This window comes from Pseudomonas sp. PsB (genome assembly GCF_043658375.1).
Taxonomy (GTDB): domain Bacteria; phylum Pseudomonadota; class Gammaproteobacteria; order Pseudomonadales; family Pseudomonadaceae; genus Aquipseudomonas; species Aquipseudomonas putida_Z.
The window spans coordinates 1-19142 of record NZ_JBIGLU010000040.1 but is presented as its reverse complement, the minus strand read 5'-3'; the positions used below and the strand labels follow the sequence as shown (position 1 = coordinate 19142).

The 19142-nt window shown below is 58.7% G+C and carries 17 protein-coding genes; 4 read left to right on the top strand and 13 right to left on the bottom strand.

The window, feature by feature from the left end:
• Positions 1–39 precede the first annotated feature (39 nt).
• Together ACGLHT_RS26465 and ACGLHT_RS26460 are read right to left on the bottom strand one after the other, a co-directional pair.
• Positions 40–1059, bottom strand: a complete 1020-nt coding sequence (locus tag ACGLHT_RS26465) for a glycosyltransferase family 4 protein (RefSeq protein WP_274121061.1) — start codon at positions 1057–1059, stop codon at positions 40–42.
• The gene (locus ACGLHT_RS26460; RefSeq protein WP_394520676.1) at positions 1056–2018 is read right to left on the bottom strand and encodes a UDP-glucose 4-epimerase family protein; all 963 of its coding nucleotides are present in this window, start codon (positions 2016–2018) and stop codon (positions 1056–1058) included. The genes ACGLHT_RS26465 and ACGLHT_RS26460 overlap by 4 nt, the downstream gene beginning before the upstream one ends.
• Positions 2019–2340: 322 nt before the next feature.
• Here ACGLHT_RS26460 and ACGLHT_RS26455 point away from each other — a divergent pair, with 322 nt between their 5' ends.
• From ACGLHT_RS26455 to ACGLHT_RS26440, 4 genes are all read left to right on the top strand, one after another.
• Positions 2341–3714: a lipopolysaccharide biosynthesis protein gene (locus ACGLHT_RS26455; protein WP_274121063.1), complete on the top strand. Its 1374-nt coding sequence runs from the start codon at positions 2341–2343 to the stop codon at positions 3712–3714.
• Positions 3704–4609, top strand: coding sequence for a glycosyltransferase (locus ACGLHT_RS26450; RefSeq protein ID WP_274121064.1), 906 nt, complete (start codon positions 3704–3706; stop codon positions 4607–4609). The genes ACGLHT_RS26455 and ACGLHT_RS26450 overlap by 11 nt, the downstream gene beginning before the upstream one ends.
• Before the next feature lie 189 nt (positions 4610–4798).
• Positions 4799–6364, top strand: coding sequence for a hypothetical protein (locus ACGLHT_RS26445; protein WP_274121065.1), 1566 nt, complete (start codon positions 4799–4801; stop codon positions 6362–6364).
• A gap of 303 nt (positions 6365–6667) precedes the next feature.
• Positions 6668–7948, top strand: coding sequence for a hypothetical protein (locus ACGLHT_RS26440; RefSeq protein ID WP_274121066.1), 1281 nt, complete (start codon positions 6668–6670; stop codon positions 7946–7948).
• A 3-nt stretch (positions 7949–7951) separates the two neighbouring features.
• Here ACGLHT_RS26440 and ACGLHT_RS26435 read toward each other — a convergent pair whose 3' ends face one another.
• The 11 genes from ACGLHT_RS26435 to ACGLHT_RS26385 all read right to left on the bottom strand — a co-directional run.
• Positions 7952–9223 (bottom strand): O-antigen ligase, encoded by a 1272-nt coding sequence (locus tag ACGLHT_RS26435; protein WP_274121067.1) that lies wholly within the window; start codon positions 9221–9223, stop codon positions 7952–7954.
• Entirely contained in the window at positions 9220–10335 is a 1116-nt protein-coding gene (locus tag ACGLHT_RS26430; protein WP_274121068.1) for a glycosyltransferase family 4 protein, read from the bottom strand. Before ACGLHT_RS26430 ends, ACGLHT_RS26435 begins: the two co-directional genes overlap by 4 nt.
• A gap of 11 nt (positions 10336–10346) precedes the next feature.
• The gene (locus ACGLHT_RS26425) at positions 10347–11273 is read right to left on the bottom strand and encodes an NAD(P)-dependent oxidoreductase (RefSeq protein ID WP_274121069.1); all 927 of its coding nucleotides are present in this window, start codon (positions 11271–11273) and stop codon (positions 10347–10349) included.
• 216 nt (positions 11274–11489) lie between these two features.
• Positions 11490–12614, bottom strand: coding sequence for a non-hydrolyzing UDP-N-acetylglucosamine 2-epimerase (wecB, locus tag ACGLHT_RS26420; RefSeq protein ID WP_274121070.1), 1125 nt, complete (start codon positions 12612–12614; stop codon positions 11490–11492).
• The gene (locus ACGLHT_RS26415) at positions 12607–13617 is read right to left on the bottom strand and encodes a polysaccharide biosynthesis protein (protein WP_133978601.1); all 1011 of its coding nucleotides are present in this window, start codon (positions 13615–13617) and stop codon (positions 12607–12609) included. Before ACGLHT_RS26415 ends, wecB begins: the two co-directional genes overlap by 8 nt.
• A gap of 21 nt (positions 13618–13638) precedes the next feature.
• The gene (locus tag ACGLHT_RS26410) at positions 13639–14499 is read right to left on the bottom strand and encodes an SDR family oxidoreductase (RefSeq protein ID WP_133978599.1); all 861 of its coding nucleotides are present in this window, start codon (positions 14497–14499) and stop codon (positions 13639–13641) included.
• Positions 14496–15755, bottom strand: a complete 1260-nt coding sequence (locus tag ACGLHT_RS26405; protein WP_274121071.1) for a glycosyltransferase family 4 protein — start codon at positions 15753–15755, stop codon at positions 14496–14498. Before ACGLHT_RS26405 ends, ACGLHT_RS26410 begins: the two co-directional genes overlap by 4 nt.
• Positions 15756–16258: 503 nt before the next feature.
• The gene (locus tag ACGLHT_RS26400) at positions 16259–17689 is read right to left on the bottom strand and encodes an MBL fold metallo-hydrolase RNA specificity domain-containing protein (RefSeq protein ID WP_274121073.1); all 1431 of its coding nucleotides are present in this window, start codon (positions 17687–17689) and stop codon (positions 16259–16261) included.
• A 102-nt stretch (positions 17690–17791) separates the two neighbouring features.
• Positions 17792–18055 (bottom strand): lipopolysaccharide assembly protein LapA domain-containing protein, encoded by a 264-nt coding sequence (locus tag ACGLHT_RS26395; protein ID WP_046615541.1) that lies wholly within the window; start codon positions 18053–18055, stop codon positions 17792–17794.
• A 19-nt stretch (positions 18056–18074) separates the two neighbouring features.
• Positions 18075–18374 (bottom strand): integration host factor subunit beta, encoded by a 300-nt coding sequence (ihfB, locus tag ACGLHT_RS26390; protein WP_013971456.1) that lies wholly within the window; start codon positions 18372–18374, stop codon positions 18075–18077.
• Between the two features lie 547 nt (positions 18375–18921).
• Positions 18922–19142 (bottom strand): hypothetical protein (locus ACGLHT_RS26385; RefSeq protein ID WP_394520669.1); only part of this gene is annotated, 221 nt, incomplete at its 5' end.

Below are 19142 nucleotides of genomic sequence, written 5' to 3'. Positions count from 1 at the left end.
TTTCCAGAAATTCCCTGACATCAAGTCGCTCACATCACCTTAATGTCTTTCTTCAATCTGGCCAGCGCGAAAGCGCACCGCCAGCAGCACCAGCGGGATATAGGCAAGCAACACGCCCACTGTGCCATCCAGGCCTAGCCGCGCAACGCAAAAAGCTATCGGCAGCAACCAGCACAGGTTCAGCGCGGCTACCGCCAGCGTTACCGGTAGGTGCCTGCCGAATTGCCGCGAGGCGAACTGATAGCCGTGGCTGCGATGGGCCTCGTACACCTTGTCACCGCGCAGTAGGCGGCGCACCAAGGTATAGGTTGCGTCGACAATGAACACCCCGAGCAGGATCAACCAGCACCAGAGCAGCTCCGGGGCCAACCAGGCCGCCTGCAAAGACAGGCCTCCGAGGACGATGCCGAGGAAGCCGCTGCCAGCGTCACCCATGAAGATTTTTGCCGGCGGGAAGTTCCAGAACAGGAACCCGGCCACCGCAGCGGCCAGCAGCAATGGCAGCACGGCATGCCCCCCCAAGCCCGCCAAAGAGTATAGCGAAGCCGCTCCCAGGCACACAGTGATGGCTTCGATGCTGGCAATGCCGTCGATGCCGTCCATGAAGTTGTAAAGGTTCAGCAGCCACACCAGGTATACGGCGGCCAGTACCCCCCCCAGCCAACCTAGATCCACCTGCCAGCCAAAGAAAGTGAGCGGCGGCAGCCCGCCCATCCAGACCAGCATCCAGGTGGCGGCTATGAAATGCCCCAGCAGACGCCAGCGGGCCGGAATGTGACCGTGGTCGTCCATAAAACCGATAATGGCGATCAGCGCACCGCCGCCACCCAGAGCCATCAGCGTGCGGCTCTCCCCTACCCCGCTGAGCATTACACCGACAATAGCCAGCAGGAAAGTCACCACGATCGCCACACCACCACCGCGTGGCGTAGGTACGGTGTGCGAACTGCGGGCATTGGGCACATCGATGACACTTCGCGCCAGCGCGTAGCGGCGCAGGCCGGCGGTCATCAGCAAGGACAGCAGCAGTACGGTGGGTAAAGCCCAAAAGAGCATCATTGATTGTTTTTTTCCTGATAGTACCTGGCTGCAGCCAAAAGGGCCGCATCCACCCGCACCGGGGGTCGCCAGCCGAGCAGTTTACAGGTTTTATCGATGTCTACTTGTAGCGAGCCACACAGGCGCTGGGACAGCGAACCCTTGCCCAGGACCTTGGCACCGCTGCTCAACAGCCAGGCCGGCACCGGCAGCAGACGTGCCGGCTTGCCCAGGGCTCTGGCCATGCGCGCCAGCAGTTCGGTGGTGGACAGGTCTTCGCCATCACTGACCAGAAACACCTGGTTGGCCGCTGCCGGGTGGTCAATGCAGGTCAGTACCAGGTCCACCACGTTGTCCAGCGCCACCAGACTGCGACGGTTGTGAATGGCGCCAAAAGGTAACGGCACGCCACGGTCAAGCCAGCGCATCATGCTGAGGAAGTTGGCCTTCACCCCCGGGCCATACACCAGTACCGGGCGGATGATGACGATTTCCATACCGGTTTGCGCTCCCAGCGCCAGCAGCCCCTGCTCCGCCTCGTGCTTGGAAATACCGTAGGGGTCGACCGGGTGCGGCATGTCATCGGCACTATAGGCCTGGCCAGGGTGGGTCTGCTCGCCATTGACCTTGATAGAGCTGATGAACACGAAACGGCGGGCACCGGCCGCGCTGGCAGCGCGGGCGAAGGCCAAGGTACCGTCAACGTTGATGCGGCGAAACTCTGCCAGCGGGTCGCTGGCGGTGTCGCTCATGATGTGCACGCGCGATGCACAGTGCACCACCACATCGGGACGGTGGGCCAGCAACTGCGCGCTCTGGTCATCGGTGAGGTCGCCAATCGGGTAACTGACAACCCCAGCTGGCATCTGGCGCAATGGTGAACGCAAAGGGACGACTGTCTCGACGTTTGCATTACGACTGAGCGCCTTCAGTACTGCCCCCCCGACGAAGCCGGACGCACCCGTCAAAATTACTTTCATTCGCACCTGATCACTTTTTGGGTTTAGTGGTTATTACTATCGGACAGAACGCATGACAATTGAAGGCTCGCACGTAACATGCAGAAATTTCTGACAAAACCTTGGTCTAGGACACCCAGGCATCAGCTAATTTGCGCAAGCTGAACAGCGGATACACACGACCCTAATGAATCCGAACCAAAACTACAAATCGGCTGTCGATATTCCAGCTCATATCCATGAGCGATATCAAAATGCCTCGACGCCATTGCATACAGAGCATGGACAGCCTATGCAAAACAAAACAGAATCCCTCCTCCGTTCCAGGTACCTATAAGAATCCATGTCCACAGGGAAAGTCACCAACGCGCTATCCTCCCCCATAGCCGCAAGTATTGCCGCCATATTTGGCCGCTTCCTGCTGCTGGGTACCGGCGCCCTGACGGGCATCATCATTCCCCTGACCATGCCGCAAACTTCGGTGGGGCTGTTCTTTCTGGCGCAATCGCTGATTGCCGCACTCGCTACCTTGGGCCAGTTGGGGCTAAGCATCACCGCACCGGCCTGTATTTCCACAGCACAGGGGCACCGCGACGGTGGTCAGGTCAAACAGGTATTACGCCGCACCTTGCTGCTGGCGGTGCTTTCGACCATTGCCCTGGCCATCGGGTTCAACGTTTTCATGCAGGTGTTGTCGCGTTACGAAGGCGACGACCTGCTGCGCCTGCTGCACGGTATTGCCCCGCTCGTGTCGCTGAGCATGATCCTGGCGGCGATGAGCACTATCCTGTCCGAACAGCACCGGGCGCTGGGCCACTTCGTGCAAGCCAGCTTCCTGACCACCGGGGCCAGCCTGGCCAGTGCAGCAACGGTGATCCTGGCCTGGCGCGGCGAATTGCACATAGAGCTGAGCACGTTGATCCTGGCCGGTGCGGTGGGTGCCGGCTGCACCACGCTGCTGGGCGCCTGGAGTCTGCGGCGCTGGTATCGGGCGCAGCAGCAGGACAAGCCAGGCAGCAACATTGGCTATACTACCCTGCTGCGTGAAACCCGCCCCAACCTCACCACTACCGTGGTGCTGTTCATCATGGCGCAGGCCGACTTATGGATCATCGCCTGGTTCGGTGATGCGGCCGGGCTGGCTATCTATGGCCTGGCTTCACGCCTGGCAGCCTTGGTACTGATACCTTTGGCAGTGATCAACACGGTGGTGGCGCCCTCCATCGGGCGCATCTGGGTTCGGGGCAAAAGGCGCTACCTGCAGCGCGTGCTGGGGGTGGGCGCTGGTGCAGCGACGGTGCTCGGCCTGGCGGGCTACCTACTGTTCATTCTGTGCGGCCAGTTCCTGCTGGCCCATGTCTGGTCCAGCGAATACGCCAATGCATACTATATTTTTGCCATCCTCGGCGTTTCGCAACTGGCGCAAACTTACGCAGGTACTGCCGGGTTTGTGCTGATGATGCTGCAGAAACAGCACGTGGCCATGCGCATTTCCGTGATCAGCGGCCTATGCATGATTGCGGCCGGACTAGTGGCCATGTGGCTGCATGGAATCATCGGTTTGGCCGTGGTATACAGCCTCGGTGGGGTCTGCCAATCGCTGGCACAGATCTATTGCGTCAAACGCATATTCAACCTCAGCACTACCGCCGATTACTCTTCATTGCGCAGGTTCATGCGCCTCTATTACCGTCGAAAGGTATCTCATGGACGCTAGCAACATAATGCCCAAGGTGTCGATCATCATCCCTACCTATAATACCGGGCGCTATGTTCTGGATGCGATCGACAGTGTGCTACAGCAGACCTACCCGAACGTAGAGCTGATCGTCGTCGACGATGGCTCCACCGACGACACCGCGGCACTGCTGGAGCAACACCCGGGCAATTTCATTCGTTACCGCCAAGTCAACGCCGGACAGAGTGCGGCGATGAATTTTGGCTGGCAGCAAAGTAGTGGCGAGCTGCTAGGTTACCTGAGCGCCGACGACCGCCTGCACCCACGCGCCGTCGAGGCCATCGTCGCAACCATGGCCAAGGAGCCTGAGGCCGTGCTGGCCTACCCGGACTTCTGCGTCATCGATGAAGACTCCAAGCACGTGCGCACTGTGCAGACACCCGACTACGAAGAGCGCCTGCTGATCGCAAACTTCCAGTGCCTGCCAGGCCCTGGGGCGCTGTTCCGGCGTTCGGTGTGGGACAAGGTGGGTGGCTGGAACACCGGGCTGCGCAATATCCCGGACATGGACTTCTTCCTGCGCCTTTGCCAATACGGGCCATTTACTCGGGTGGCCGAGCCACTGGCAGACTTCCGCATACACTCCGGCTCGACCACTTACAACCCATGCAACGCCGAACGTTCCGACGAGCCGCTGAAGGTAATCAACAGCCTTTACCAGACCAGCGGTCTGTCGCCTTCCATCCTTGGCTGGAAGCGCAAGGCGGTTGCCAATGCCCATATGCTTTCGGGCTTCATGCACGGATTCTCCGGGCGCTATGCAATGTTCGTGGTACGCATGGGCAAGGCCGCACTGCTGGACCCGCCGTCGATTCTTTCCCGCAAGATGGTAAGTTACGTGCTGACCATTTTCAGGCCCAAGTCCAAAGCCTGAGTTTCCGGGGCAATCGATGATTGCCCCAACTCCGTTAATCTTGTGCAGCGCCTGTAGGTTCAGCGGTCCCGCAGGTATCGAGAGCAGCAAAACCATTCTCCCCCCTCCTGGAGCGCGCGGATGAAGAGTGTTCAAGCTCACTTGCTGGGTAACCGCTACTTGCATGTCAGTGCGTTACTGCTGGTTGCCGTGGCCACCCTCGCCGCAGCAGTGGACTATCCAGCGTCCCTGGCGCCGCTGCTACTTAACGGTTTTCTGGCCGGCTTGCTGGTACGCAGCTTGCTGTCCAACCGCACCAGCTTCTTCTCGTTCTTCCTGTTGGCATTCCTGATTCTCGGCTGCTGGGCGAAGCTGGTGCTGCATTTCATTCTCGGCACCCAGTTCATCGAACCAATCGGGGCCTTCGATGATTCGTCGAAGGCATGGGATTCGGCCATGCTGGCCCTGAACATCGCATTTGCCACACTACTGGCCTGCCAAGCCGTTGCTTCGCGCCTACAGCCGCCAGCAGTCATCCATATCGAGCGGCCGCGCGGGCTGCTCAAACCGTCCATGTGGCTGGCCATAATGCTCACGGCCCTGTTACTGGCCGCAAATTTCAAGTTTGCCATTCTCAAGGTGGGCACCGAGCCTGCGCTGAAGCTCCACAGCTACGTCTACGTACTGGTCTCGTTCATGATCGCCTGGGGCAACCTGATCCTGCTTGCCACCCTGGGTTACTGGCTGGTACAGGCGCGCCAGATGAAGCTGGAGACGCTGTTCTACATTCTCATTCTGGAAGGCGCGGTAACAGCGGTATCCATGGGCAGTCGGGCGCAGATGATCCTGCATGTGGCCGCGCCGTTCGCGGTTTACCTGGTGCATGGCCGCGATCTGGTCACTGCATTGCGCTTCGTCCAATGGATCAGGATTCTGCTGGTGACGGCGGTGTTGTTCGTGGCATCACTGCTATTGGTGTCTGCCGACCGACTGCAGTCGTTCGCCCAAGCCCGGCCAGTCGTGGCCTCCATGGCTATCGGCGAGCAGGCGGTGAGCGACGTCAGACTGGCGCCTGCGCGTCCATCTACCAGCCTGCTCATAGCACCGGCCGATTCAGCGCAGGCGGTTGCAGGCGCACTGGCACCAGCACTGCCTCAACTGCGGCTGATCGCGAACCCGGTATCGGCGGCGCCTGTCTACGCAAAACCTGTTCCAGTAACCGTGGCTCCTCTCGAGGAAACCGCCGAGGTCAAGCGTGCCCGCTGGAAAGGTATGCTGATGGAGCTGAGCAAACTGGTGGTGGACCGCTGGGTTGGCCTGGAAGGCATACTGGCGGTGGTCAGCCACGAAAACACCGGCTGGCCTCTATTTCTGCGCAGCCTGGCCGAGCGCCCGGAAGCCGGCACTCAGGCCATCTACCAGCGTATGTCGAATGCACAGTACCAGGCTTTCGAAAACTTCACGTTCATGACCATTCCCGGCCCGCTGGCCATTCTGCTCTACAGCGGCAACCTGGCAGTGCTGGCCGCCGGCCTGACACTGCTGTTTGCCGCCGGCATTCTTGCCGAACGGCTGGCCAGCCAACTGGTTGGCAATGTATTCACTCGCGCGACCATTGGTGTGGCCTTGGCCTATCTGGTGGTGCAGACCAACTTCCCGCGCGTGCAGATGTTCTTCCTCATCGAACTACTTGGGTTCATCGCGGGATTGTATCTGGCGCGCATTATTGTAAGTGCTCCAAGAACGGGGTCGGTTGCACTCACACCAGCGCTTTAATTCATCGTTTCGGCTTCAGGGACAGAGGGGATCGCCGGAGGTATCCGACGAACGTGCGAAAGATTATCGCACCGCTGCGCCTCGCTACTTGTCAAAGCGAGGTCAATCCTCCCAACCCTAAGCCGAGCACATGCCGATACTGCCTGTTGATCGGCCTGGCTCAGGTGTGATCAGGCAGATCCCCTCACTATGACTGTGGCTATAAGGACTTACAGCTCGAGCGCACCCATTGACGCCATGCTGGCGCCGCTATTTTCGCTATGCGCCTGGGTAACACTGAACCCGTATTTTCTCTGGAATTCGTTGCGTCACATGGCAATTGCCGGGATGCTTTCGGGTTGCCTGGCCATCGGCGCCTTCCTGCTCGGCGACCGCCCGCGCCGGCGCGAGGTGCCAGGGTTCATCCTGATATGCCTTTTCGTGCTCTACATCAGCATGTTGCCCAAGCTCGACGGCAGTACTACGCGCTGGTATTTCGTGCTACCAACCATCTTTGCCCTTGCGGTGTTCTCAGACCAGCGCCGCGGCAAGGTACTGCAATGGTTCGCCTGGTTCTTCGCGGTCAGCCTGATCCCGGGTATCGTCGTGTCCCTGTGCAAGATTGCCGGCCTGACGGTGCATATGGACCGCCTGCCTCTGCTCAACCCTGCGATGGCTGAAGCCGGGGGTTTCTACTTGCACGCACCCGGGGCGCTTCTGCTGTCCGGCAACCACGTGTCGCTACCTTGGGGTGGCGAACTCTACCGGTTGTGCGCCATGTACGACGAGCCCGGCATGGTCGGCACAGTTTCGGCATTCCTCCTGGCGGGCAACCGCTTCAGGCTCAAGCCTTTCCCTTTTCTCATCATCTTTGTTGGTGGTGTGTTGTCGTTTTCCCTGGCATTCATAGTCATGGCTACCATCGGCTTCCTGTTCCGTCTGATGCAGGCGCGCTCACCGCTGACCCTGCTTCCACTGGCCATCCTCGGGCTGTTCGGCCTGCTGGTATTGGGCATCATCAAGCCTGACGGCCCGGACCGGCAACCAACGGCACCCACGCCAGCACGGACACACGCCCTTGACCCGAGCACTCCGACCCGACAAGCACTGGTCATCCCGCAGGGTAAAAACGCCACATCATCGGCCAGCACTGGCGCCCCAGTGTCTGCTGCACCAGTTGCAGTGCAACCGCCAGAACCTGACCAACAATTGCGCCAGACCGAGTACATCAACAATCGCTCGTTACCAGAGATGGACAAACTCTTCGCCCGGTACCTGGATGCAGACACCCGTACTCTGCTGTTCGGCATGGGGGCCGACTCCAGCGTGGTCTATGGCGGGGTTTCGCAGGTGGTGACACGCATACTTACAGATTTTGGCCTGATCGGTGCCGTGCTGTTCGCCTTGGCCATGATCAGCCTGACCCTGGCCATAACCCACAATGCCAAGCGCCGTTTGTGGGTGCTGCTGTTCTTCGGTCTGTTTGCGTTAAGCATTTACCAGCGCCCGATCGTTTGGATGCCCTATGCATTTACCCTGTTCATTTGCAGCTCAACCCTGGCAGGACGCCGCAAATCGGCTAGCGAGGTGCAACCGGCAAGCTGAACCTTATCTCGCCACGGTCAGGCCGACACTGTTGCTTTCAGACACAGCTGGCGACGCGGCCAATTCGGCACCTGAGCTTCTGGCGATAGCCAGCGCAAACAGCGATGCCAGCAAAGTATCATAAGCCGGTGTCAGTAAAACTACTTCAAAGAGGCTCCAAAGGAGTGTAACGGCTGAGGCTATGAAAACCGAGCGCCAAAACGTCGAGCCGCTTGCCAGTTGCGAAAACAGCCGCATGACGCAGTAAAGATAAAACAGGTAGACGGCAGTACCGCCCACCCCCAGCAACAGGAGCATGTTCAAGATCGAATTGTGCGGGTCCCATGCCAATCCATTGAATATGTAGAAATATTCGGAGCGTGGCGTACCGATCAGCGGATGGTCGGCAATGTGATACACCGCCGCATGCCAAAGGCCTGCGCGGATGGACAAGGACTCCGGCAACCCGTCTTTCAGGAAGAAAGCGGTCAGGAACACAATCAGGCTGCAGGTAATGAACGCAAAGGCGAAAAAACGGGGGTATCGGGTAAGCAGTGTGGTTCTGGTGTCGAGCAACCAGATGGCGACAGCGAGCATCAACATCGCATACCCGGTACGGGAAAACGTGAACATGAATGCTCCAACCAGGGCAATGGCACATAGGTACTGCCTGGCATACAAAGCCACCAGAGTACCGACCAGCAAAAAGACGGCCAGGTAGTTGGAGCTTCCCAGAGGCGTCGCAACCAGATTCTTCAAGGTGTAGAAATCGAGCTGTTCCCGATAACCAAGCGCCGCATTCGCCAGCATGATGAACGCAATCAATATACAGCCGAAGAGGATGCAGTTCTGAACCAGCAATTCTTCGACCCTGCATCTGCTCAGCACCAGGATGGATACGGCAGAGTAAAAGAAGCAAAAGTAGACGGAGATATCATTCTTGATCGGTGGGTACGCACCGAAAAACTGAAACACTACCGGCAGGCAAGCCAGCGCGGGCATCACCGCCTGCCACTTGATCGTTCTGATCTTCAAGCGTAACGCCAGCATCGGCAAGATATATATCGCGAGCGGTAGCGTCACCCTTGCATAGATATTTCCATAAAATATCGCCAGGAAAAACAATGCAAACAGCACATGCTCCTGGGTAACGCCTTTATAACAACGCTCAAGCACCGACATTTCAAACCTGACCGCCATGAATCGTTGAAAGGACAGCTGCGCCTTGTCATCCTGCATCGCCGGGGAGCCAGCACAACTGCGATGCCCTCCGGCGAAGCCGACAGGCACGCTCACTCGACCATCGAACCCGTACGCAACAGGCGGGTAAAACGCTGCAACATCACCTGCACCGTGGCCGACCAGGTGTAGTGCTCGATAATGTAGGCCTTGAGTCGCCCGCCCTTGGCCTTGAGCTCGGCAGAATCAGCCAGCATACGCTCAAGGCCTGAAGCGATACCTGCAGCACTGGCCGGGACCACCAGCCCACCCTGTACCTGCTCGACCTGGTCGAAACCGCAAGTATCAGTGAGCAAAACCGGTAAACCGACAACCCCGGCTTCCAGGGCAACCAGCGACATGGCCTCCGAACGCGAAGGAATGACCAGCATCATTGCCTGGCGATACACCTGGGTACGCTGTGTTTCGTCAAGAAAACCGATGAAGTGAATGCGCCCGGCCAGGCCCGAGGCATCTACCTGAGCCTGAAGTTCCTGCTGCATGCCAAAGTCCGGACCAGCCATCACCAAGGGGTAACGCTGCGCCGTGGGCGAGTCGAGATAGGCCTGAATGAGGAAGTCCGGCCCTTTGACCGGGGCAAGCCGGCCCATGAACAGAATGAAGGGCTCATCCGGCAGTGGCACAGCCCCTGCCCCCCACGTCGGACCTGGCTCAGCCACGGCATTGCCGATAACCGGAATAGAAGCCGCCGGCATGCCTGCCACCTGAGCAATCAGCCCCTGCTCCAGGTCGGTAATGGCGATAAAGCCTGAAGCCCACTTGATCAGCCAACGGCCCAGCAGCAAGTGGAACACTTTCATGATCGGTCGTGGCGAACCAACTGAGGCAAATTCGCCCGCCGGGCACAGTATATAGGGACGCCGACCAATCACCGCCAGCAGGCCCATGGCGACGCTCAACAGATTCCAGTAGCCCATGATGTGCAGTACATCGGCGTTGCGCACCGCGCGCCAAGCCCGCCAGGGGTTGAGCAACGGGATCGGAAAGCGCTGGCCGATGCGGCCAGTGATATAGCTTTTCACTCCCTGCTCGTCAAAATCCTGCTGCCACGAGTTACCGGTCATGGCCACGACTTCGCACGTGCTACCGGCCTTGGCCAGGTGCAGCGCCAGGTGCCGAGTGCGCTCCGCTGTACCACCGCCGAGCTTGGCATCCAGTGAAATATTCACCAGTAACACCCTCATGCCGACGCCCTCAGCAGTACGATGTAGCGCTGCAATTGGTGTTTGAAGTCGGCCGTAGTTGGCTGCTGCCACTCAGCAAGCCGCCGTTCACTGAAGCGGCGCATCGGGTTTGCATTGCTGATTCGGCGCATACGTAACAGTAAGCCGAGCAAACCTTGCGGCAGGTGTGGCAAGTAGCTGATCGAGGGCCGGCCAAACGCCTGCATCAGGGCGTCCTGCAAATAGCCAAAGTTGTTTTCCGGAGCCGCGTCATCCGTTACGAGGACGACTTCCCCTTGGCGCACCTGTGGCACCCGGGCAACGAATGCCAAGGTTTGCGCCACCTTTTCAACACTGACCAGGTGCATGCGGCGAGGCCCGTAAAGCATACGGCGTAATGCCAGCTTCCAGGCAGGCGCGCTGGACACTTCGCGTACGAACGACACGATGTTCAGCCCGCCATCACCAAACACCGCTCCCAGGCGCAGCACCACCACTTCGAAACGGGTAGCCGGTACCGCGCGTGCCAGCGCTTCAGCACCGGCGTGCTCACGCTCGTATGGCGTTCTTGGTTCGAGCCGCGTGGAGGCATCGACCACCGCGTCCGGCGCGGCACCGAACACATCGATACTCGACACGTGCACATAACGCTTGATGCGCGCTTGATCGCACGCAGCGAGCACATTGGCGATCGCCGGTTCGAACCAGCCACTGCCATCGGGCCGCAAAAGATTGATCACAGTGCAGCCAGGTACAAGTATGGCTGCGAGGCTCCTGGGGTCATTCACATCAAAGCGTTCAACATGCACCGTGGCGTTGGTCAACCAGTCGGGCTCGGTACGGTGGACCGCATAGATGACCTCGGTGTCATCCAGCGTGTTACATACATCCAGGAAATGCCGGCCAACGAAGCCGCTTCCCCCAATCACTACCAGCGTGTTCATAGGCCGTTCGCTTCTCCATCAGCCAAGGCGGGGTTTAGTAAGCGCTGATACCTGTCAGCTGGCTAAAAAGGGGCTGCTGCACAGTCCTTCGGCGACAAGCTTCCCACAGAAAGCGCGCCATTCTTGAGCTCCGCTCAGAATTGACGCTGGCTTGCCGGCAATGGCCCGCAAGGCGGCCCCGATTAGCGTGATTGACGGGAACTAGCCTTGGACTGGTTACTTGGACCAGACCGTACGGTTAATGTAATCGGTATAGCTATACACGATCCGTACCACCTGCTTGGAGACCGGCCCGCCCAGGTAATCCTGCACCACCGGGATCACCCGCTGGCCGCGGTCATGCTGACTGATCACCACGCGCACGGCATCCAGCACGCGGTCCGGGGTAAGGCCGCACATGATCAGGGTGCCTTCATCCATGCCTTCCGGGCGCTCATGGGCGTTACGGATCGTGACCGCCGGCAAGTTCAGCAGCGAAGCCTCTTCGGTGATGGTGCCGCTGTCCGAGAGCACACACAACGCGCCCATCTGCAGACGGATATAGTCGAGCAGGCCATAAGGTTTGACGAAGCGAATCAGTGGATGCTCCAGGCTTTCGCCCAGGTCCTCGAGGCGCTTGCGGGTACGCGGATGGGTGGAGACGATGATCGGGAAGCCATAGGTATCGGCCAGGGCGCGCAGCGAGGCCAGCAGATCGCGCAGGTTCTGTGGCGTATCGACGTTCTCTTCACGGTGGGTGCTGACGATGAAGTACTTGCCCTCCTCCAGCCCCTCGCGCTCCAGTACCGTGGAGGCGTCGATACGAGGTCGGTAGTAGTCCAGCACCTCCTGCATGTGCGAACCGGTCTTGATGATGGTTTCCGGGCGGATACCTTCATCCAGCAGGTAGCGCCGGGCATGCTCGGTCAGCACCATATTGATGTCGCTGAGGTGGTCGAGCACCTTGCGGTTCAGCTCTTCCGGCACCCGCTGATCGAAGCAACGGTTACCCGCCTCCATGTGGAACACAGGGATCTTCCGACGCTTGGCAGCGATCACGGCCAGGCACGTGTTGGTGTCGCCATACAGCAGCAGGGCGTCGGGTTTTTCCAGCTCGAAGATTTCATCGGACTTGGCGATGACTTCGGCGATAGTACCGGCTGCCGTGCTACCCACCGCCCCCAGGAAGTGATCCGGCTTGCGAATGCCCAGGTCATCGAAGAACACCTGGTTGAGCTCGTAATCGTAGTTCTGGCCGGAATGCACCAGTACATGGTTGGCCTGCTCGTCGAGTTCAGCGATGACGCGGCTCATCTTGATCAGTTCAGGCCGGGTGCCGACCAGGGTCATGACCTTAAGCATTGAGTTGTTCCTGGATATAGTCGAGTTTCAGCAGCAGGGCCTTGATGCCATCGATGTCGAGCCGCTCGGTATTGTGGGAGGTGTAGTCATCCAGCTCGGAGATATGCTGTTCGCCTTCGACAAAGTATTTTTTGTAGTTCAGGTCGCGGTTGTCGGCCGGGATCCGGTAGTAACGGCCCATGTCGTCGGCCTTGGCCATTTCCTCGCGGGAAATAAGGGATTCGTAGAGCTTTTCGCCATGTCGGGTCCCAATCACCTTGATCGGGTTTTCCCGCTTGAACAACTGGCGCAGCGCTTCTGCCAGCTCCTGCACGGTAGAGGCCGGCGCCTTCTGCACGAAAATGTCCCCCTGCTGGGCGTTCTCGAAGGCATGCAGCACCAGATCCACCGAGTCCTCCAGCGACATCAGGAAGCGCGTCATGTTCGGGTCGGTCACTGTCAGTTCGTTGCCGGCCTTGAGCTGATCGACGAACAGCGGAATCACCGACCCCCGCGAGGCCATGACGTTACCGTAACGGGTGGCGCAGATCACCGGGCCCTGCTGAGGAATCATCCGTGACTTGGCCACCATCAGTTTTTCCGCCATTGCCTTGGAAATGCCCATGGCGTTGATCGGGTACACTGCCTTGTCGGTGCTTAGCACCACCACGCGCTGCACTCCGTTGGCGATGGCCGCATTCAGCACGTTTTCGGTACCAATGACATTGGTCTTCACGGCTTCCATCGGATAGAACTCGCAGGACGGCACCTGCTTCAACGCAGCGGCATGGAAGATGTAATCCACCCCGACCATGGCCTCTGCCACGCTTTGATAGTCACGCACATCGCCGATATAAAACTTCACCTTGTCGTTGGACAAGGCAATACGCATGTCTTCCTGCTTTTTCTCGTCGCGGCTGAAAACGCGGATTTCCTTGACGTTGGTATTCAGAAAACGCTTGAGTACCGTATTGCCGAAAGAACCGGTCCCACCGGTAATCATCAGAATCTTGTTATCGAACACCTGTGCGCTCCTTGTAATTCGTTATTGACGCTGCTCGTGCATGAATTGTATGAGCGCCGGCCAGGAAGGTGGCTGGTAGCCCGCATCTGCACGGAAGCGAGAAGAGTCCAGCGAACGATCGATCACCAGTTTGTCGTCCGGTACGATATTGATGTCTTTGCCGTAAACCTTCGCCACCTGCCTGAGCAGCTCATACTTGTCGATCGGCTCTGCAGAAACGTGGTAAAGCCCCTTCAGCGCAGGGTTGGGAATGACGTAGTCCAGCATCACCCGGGCCAGTTCGGCGGTCGGCAGCCCCGAGAAAACCGCCTTGGTGAAACCCTTCACATTGCCCTGCTGGGACAGGAACCAGTCAACCAGCGATGCATTGCTTTGCAATTCATGACCAATGATGGATGTACGCAGCGTTACGGCATCATCAAGGTCGTGCAATTCGCCAATGTATTTGGACTTGCCATACAAGTCGGTGCAGTCAGACTCGTCCTGTTCCCGGTACATGCCCTTGGCACCCGAAAATACGCAATCGGTACTGACATGGATCAGGCGCGCGCCAGCCACGCGGCAGAGCGTAGCCAGGCGATGCGGGAGCATTGCGTTGATTGGCAGTGCAGTAAGCGGGTCCTTGGCATCAGCCAGTTGCTTGATCAGGCCCACGCAATTGATCACCACATCCGGCTTAGCCTTAGCGAAAGCCGCCATCAGCGCGTCAGCATCGAGTACATCTACACCACACAGTAGATGCTCAGCCTGATCAGGCGTGAAGAATCTGCGCCCGGACGACGAGCGCAGCGTGCCCACCACCCGGTGCTGCGAATTGGCCGAGAAATACCGGAAGACGGCGTTGCCCAGCATGCCCGAGACACCCAGTACCAATATGTTCATTGCGTCGCCTTGTCCTGTTCAATCCGTTGTTCGAACATGCGCACCAGTGCCTTGCACTGGGCCTTGAGTTCGAAGTGTTTCAAGAAGTAAGCCCTTGCCTGTGTGCCCATCTGTTCTCGCTGCGTCTGCGGCATGGCCAGCATCGACCTTATGCACGCTGCAAGCCCGGCCGCGTCTTCGGCAGGGCAGGTAATACCGGCAGCAGCGTCGTTGATGACGCGGGCGCCCTCACCATCCAGGCTGCCAATTATCGGCCTGCCCGCTGCCAGGTAGGCCTGCACCTTACTCGGAATGGTACAACTGAAAATCTCGTCTCGCTTGAGTGTAACCAGCAATGCGGCACTGAGTTCGAACAGTTCGGCCATCGCCGTACGAGGGTAGGCGCCAGCAATGATCAGGTTGTCCAGGCCCCATTTGCATTTCTGCTCTGCCAGCCAGTCGGCTTTGCTGCCGGTGCCGACCATCACGATAAGGGCTTGCGATTGCTCGGCGTGCAGCACCCGCGCAGCTTCGACGATGGTGGCCAACCCTTGCGCGCTACCCAAATTGCCGGCGAACACTACGCAGAAGTGACTACGCAACACGGCAGTCAATGACTCAGGCAATTTGCAGATTTCGCCGGAATCATCCTGTTGCAGGTAAGAGTTGGGGTAATAATTGATCTTGTCGGCTCGCGCGTAGCGCTTGACCGGGTCAATGAACGCCCGTGACTGTACCAGCAATACATCCACGGCCCAATAAAGGCCGCGCACCAGCAAGCCGACGATCGACAATAGGAATTTGTTGCGAATGAAGCCCGTGGCCGCAAGGCTTTCCGGCCACAAGTCCTGTACCCATAGAAACACAGGGGCACGGTGGGCGCGTTTCATGGCTAGTGCCGGAATTACAGAAATGACAGGCGATGGCGCAAATACGAAGTAGGCATCAAACTGGCCGCGCTTTGCATGGCGTGTGAAGTACCTGACGCCGTTGGCCACGAATGAAAAATAATTGAGGATCAGGTTTTTCGCCCCACCTTTCTTGCGCGGCCGCAGTGGCGCCCGATGAACAGCTATCGTTCCAGCAAAGCAGTCTTCAACCGCATCATGGGCAGTATAACCTGGGAAAACCTCACCACTTGGATAGTTAGGTTTGCCGGTAAAAACTTCAACATGCACACCCAGCGCACTCAATTCCCGAACGATATCGTTGATGATAAAGTTTTCAGGAAAAAAATATTGGCTGACCACAGCAATTTTCAAAGGTGTTTGCGTCACACTGACTTATCCTTCTGGGCGTGGCGATATCGGCGCTGCATGAAGTGCCCTGAACTCTAATGGAGGCATGCATGATCGTTAACAAGTCGCAAAAGCTGACCTGCTAGATACCGACTATGCGCCGCGGAGACTGACCTGCCGCAATCCCTGAAAATTCGGAATACCAGAAGCCAAGCCCCCCACGATCATTGCCCCAATCACGCTCCGATGCTGGCGCATGTTATTGTAGCTACCCGCCCTTAGCCATACTTTGGCCATCATTTATAATATGTAGCTTGCTATCGGTTATCGTTCCAATGCGAAATCACGACCATCAAGCTACTATCCTGAGCGGCTCGCTTCAACCCCGAGTCGGCACCTTGGCTAAGTCAACCGTTTGCTTCGGCAAGTTCCTCAAAACGCTAAAAAAAACCTGCCATCCATCGGATGCACCTACACACCCTTAGAAGTGCTGCGTTTGCAACAAAAAGATTGTCCCTCTCTAGATTTGGCTGGCATAGCCCTCATGGGATGAAGACTTTGATCGAACGCCCCTGCTGCTTGATTTTCTCTTCGATGGCCTTACCCAGAGCCATCTTGGCATTGTTATCACCGTGTACCAGCACCACGCGCTCGGCCCCGCCCCGGTCCGGCGATGCAAAAGCCACGAGCTCTGCCTGGTCGGCATGACCAGAGTAGCCCGGCAAGGTTACAACTTTTGCGCGCACCTCATACATCCGCCCATCCAGATCAATCTGCACAAATCCTTCCGCCCCTTCGCTGGCCTGTATCACCGCGCCTGGCGTGCCCTTGGCCTGGTAACCGACAAACATCACCTCGTGCCGCGAGTCCCCCAGCATAGCCTTCAGGTAATTGACGATGCGCCCACCCGAGCACATGCCATTGCCGGCAATCACGATCGCCGGCCGCCCGGTGCTCTTCAGGTAATTGACCACCTGCTGGTGGCGGGCGTGGGTGTCCACGCTGATCAGCTGACTGAAACCCAACGGGTCGCGCCCTTCGGCAAGGCGCGCTCGGGCTTCGGCATTCCAGTAATCGTGCAGTTCCCGATATACACCGGTAATGCGCTGGGCCAGGGGTGAGTCGAGGATGATGGGCAATTGCGACCAGTCGAGCGGGTCGCCGTCGGGGGCCGGGCCGGCTTTGTTCAGCAAGGCCTTGCGATGAAGAATGCTTTCGAGTTCGTACAGCAACTCCTGGGTGCGGCCGAGGCTGAAAGCCGGAATGAGCAGCGTGCCCTGGTCAGCCAAGGCGCGGTCGATGGCCGCTTCCAGTCGCTGCTGACGGTCGCCTGCAGGCGGATGCAGGCGGTCGCCGTAGGTGCTTTCCAATACCAGCACATCGGCTCGTTCCGGGGGCTGCAAAGGGCGCAGCAAAGGGTTGCCACCGGAGCCCAGGTCACCGGAGAACACATATCGGGTATTGGCTTGTTCATGCTGCACATCGCATTCGACATAGGCCGAACCCAGCAGATGCCCGGCGCGCTGCAGGCGAATTCGGCAGCTGAGCCCTGGTTGCTCGACCAGGGTGTGCCACTGCTCGAAAGGCAGGGGCACGATCAGGTCGCGGATGAACTCCAGGTATCTTGCCACTTGGGCGGGCTCGCTGCTGACGCTCAGCTTGTAGGCGTCTTCCAGAACCAGTGGCAGCAGCCGGGCGGACGGCTCGCTGCACAGGATGGGGCCACGGTAGCCGGCAGCCAGCAGTGCCGGGATGCGGCCAACGTGGTCGAGATGCACATGGGTGATGACCAGGGCCTGGATGCCGTGCACATCGAAACCGAGCGGCGCCGATGCTGCTCCTGGCGCTGCCTCGGCGCCCTGCTCCAGGCCGCAGTCGATCAGCAGGCTGGTGGACGGATCGAGGTGCAGTTGATGGCAGGAGCCAGTGACGCCGCGGGTGCCACCATGATGGGAAAGGACGGGATATTCCATGCTGCGCACACTCGCCTGGGCCGAAAATGAAGTGCGTTATTACTCCATGACGGCCGGCGCAGGCATAGGTGACACTTTCCCAAACGGATGTAGGAAATGCCCTTAGTTACCGCTCAATGCTGCCTGGCGGGCAGAAGCCTTGATCTTGCGCTTGCTGCGCTGCACGCCGTAGGCACCCAACAGCGGACCGACTGCCAGGCCAATGACCAGGGCGGCCAGAACCAGCACTGCGACCGGCATGGCCGGGGCAGCCCAACCGAACAGGACCAACGAGACGGTTTGCTGGTTCTCCAGCACGAAGAACAGCACCACAGCCGCCAACAGCAGCACGAACACCGCCGCCAGGGCGCGCTTGAGGTTACGCATCAGATTGCTCCTTGTGGAATCAGGTGTGGGCCTCATGCTCTTCTTCATTGACCCGGTCGCGCAACTCTTTGCCGGGCTTGAAGTGCGGCACGAACTTGCCTTCGAGGCTGACCGACTGGCCGGTCTTCGGGTTACGGCCAACGCGAGGGGCGCGATAGTGCAGCGAGAAGCTGCCAAAACCGCGGATCTCGATGCGATCGCCGGTGGCAAGGCATTGTGACATCTGCTCAAGCATGGTCTTGATGGCCAGCTCCACGTCCTTGGACGAGAGCAGCCCCTGATGGGTGACAATACGTTCGATCAGCTCCGACTTCGTCATATTTTTCCCTTCGTTATCAAGCAGCTAGATCATTGCTTAACCAGTTTGTAGCACGCTGGGAGGGATTTGAACAGGGTGGTTCTTGACTTAATAAAAAAATTCAAGATTGAAGTTTTACAGGAATGGTCTAGCTGGCGGCGCGTGGCAGGCCCGGCCTCATCGCCGGCAAGCCAGCTCCCACAGGGATAGTGCAGGCTTTTGGAAATCGGACTTGGGTCGCTGGCCCTGCAGAGATGCTGCCTGCTTCGAAGCCAGGTACCAGCCTGTTGAGAGCAGGCTTTTCGCGACACAGGGCTGCTTCACAAGGGGATCGTGCAAGTACTGGGAACATGGGCCAGACCACTACCCCCCCCCCCGCATGGACATCACCTGCCTAGAGGCCAGCACAGCCCATGTGGGAGCGGCCCGCTCTCCAGCAGATGACCCATGGCTGCAGTGGGGTTCTGTAGGAGCAGCCTTGCGCTGCGAAGAGGCCGGTGCTGACAAAGCCTTTCTATCGGTTGTACCTGCCTCTTCGCAGCACAAGGCTGCTCCTACAAGGAACGCGTCAGACGAGCGATAATTGTTCTCTGCGCGACAGCACAACCCGAAAGGGCTGGGCAATCTCCCACAGGGATAGTGCAGGCTTTTGGAAATCGGGCTTGGGTCGCTCGCCCTGCAGAGATGCTGCCTGCTTCGAAGCCAGGTACCGGCCTGTTGAGAGCAGGCTTTTCGCGACACAGGGCTGCTTCACAAGGGGATCGTGCAAGTACTGGGAACATGGGCCAG

Coding starts and splice junctions, on each gene's coding strand:
- ACGLHT_RS26465 (WP_274121061.1), bottom strand. CDS start 1,059: ATGATGCTCTTTTGGGCTTTACCCACCGTACTGCTGCTGTCCTTGCTG.
- ACGLHT_RS26460 (WP_394520676.1), bottom strand. CDS start 2,018: ATGAAAGTAATTTTGACGGGTGCGTCCGGCTTCGTCGGGGGGGCAGTA.
- ACGLHT_RS26455 (WP_274121063.1), top strand. CDS start 2,341: ATGTCCACAGGGAAAGTCACCAACGCGCTATCCTCCCCCATAGCCGCA.
- ACGLHT_RS26450 (WP_274121064.1), top strand. CDS start 3,704: ATGGACGCTAGCAACATAATGCCCAAGGTGTCGATCATCATCCCTACC.
- ACGLHT_RS26425 (WP_274121069.1), bottom strand. CDS start 11,273: ATGAACACGCTGGTAGTGATTGGGGGAAGCGGCTTCGTTGGCCGGCAT.
- wecB (WP_274121070.1), bottom strand. CDS start 12,614: ATGCTTAAGGTCATGACCCTGGTCGGCACCCGGCCTGAACTGATCAAG.
- ACGLHT_RS26410 (WP_133978599.1), bottom strand. CDS start 14,499: ATGAACATATTGGTACTGGGTGTCTCGGGCATGCTGGGCAACGCCGTC.
- ACGLHT_RS26400 (WP_274121073.1), bottom strand. CDS start 17,689: ATGGAATATCCCGTCCTTTCCCATCATGGTGGCACCCGCGGCGTCACT.
- ACGLHT_RS26395 (WP_046615541.1), bottom strand. CDS start 18,055: ATGCGTAACCTCAAGCGCGCCCTGGCGGCGGTGTTCGTGCTGCTGTTG.
- ihfB (WP_013971456.1), bottom strand. CDS start 18,374: ATGACGAAGTCGGAGCTGATCGAACGTATTGTCACCCATCAGGGGCTG.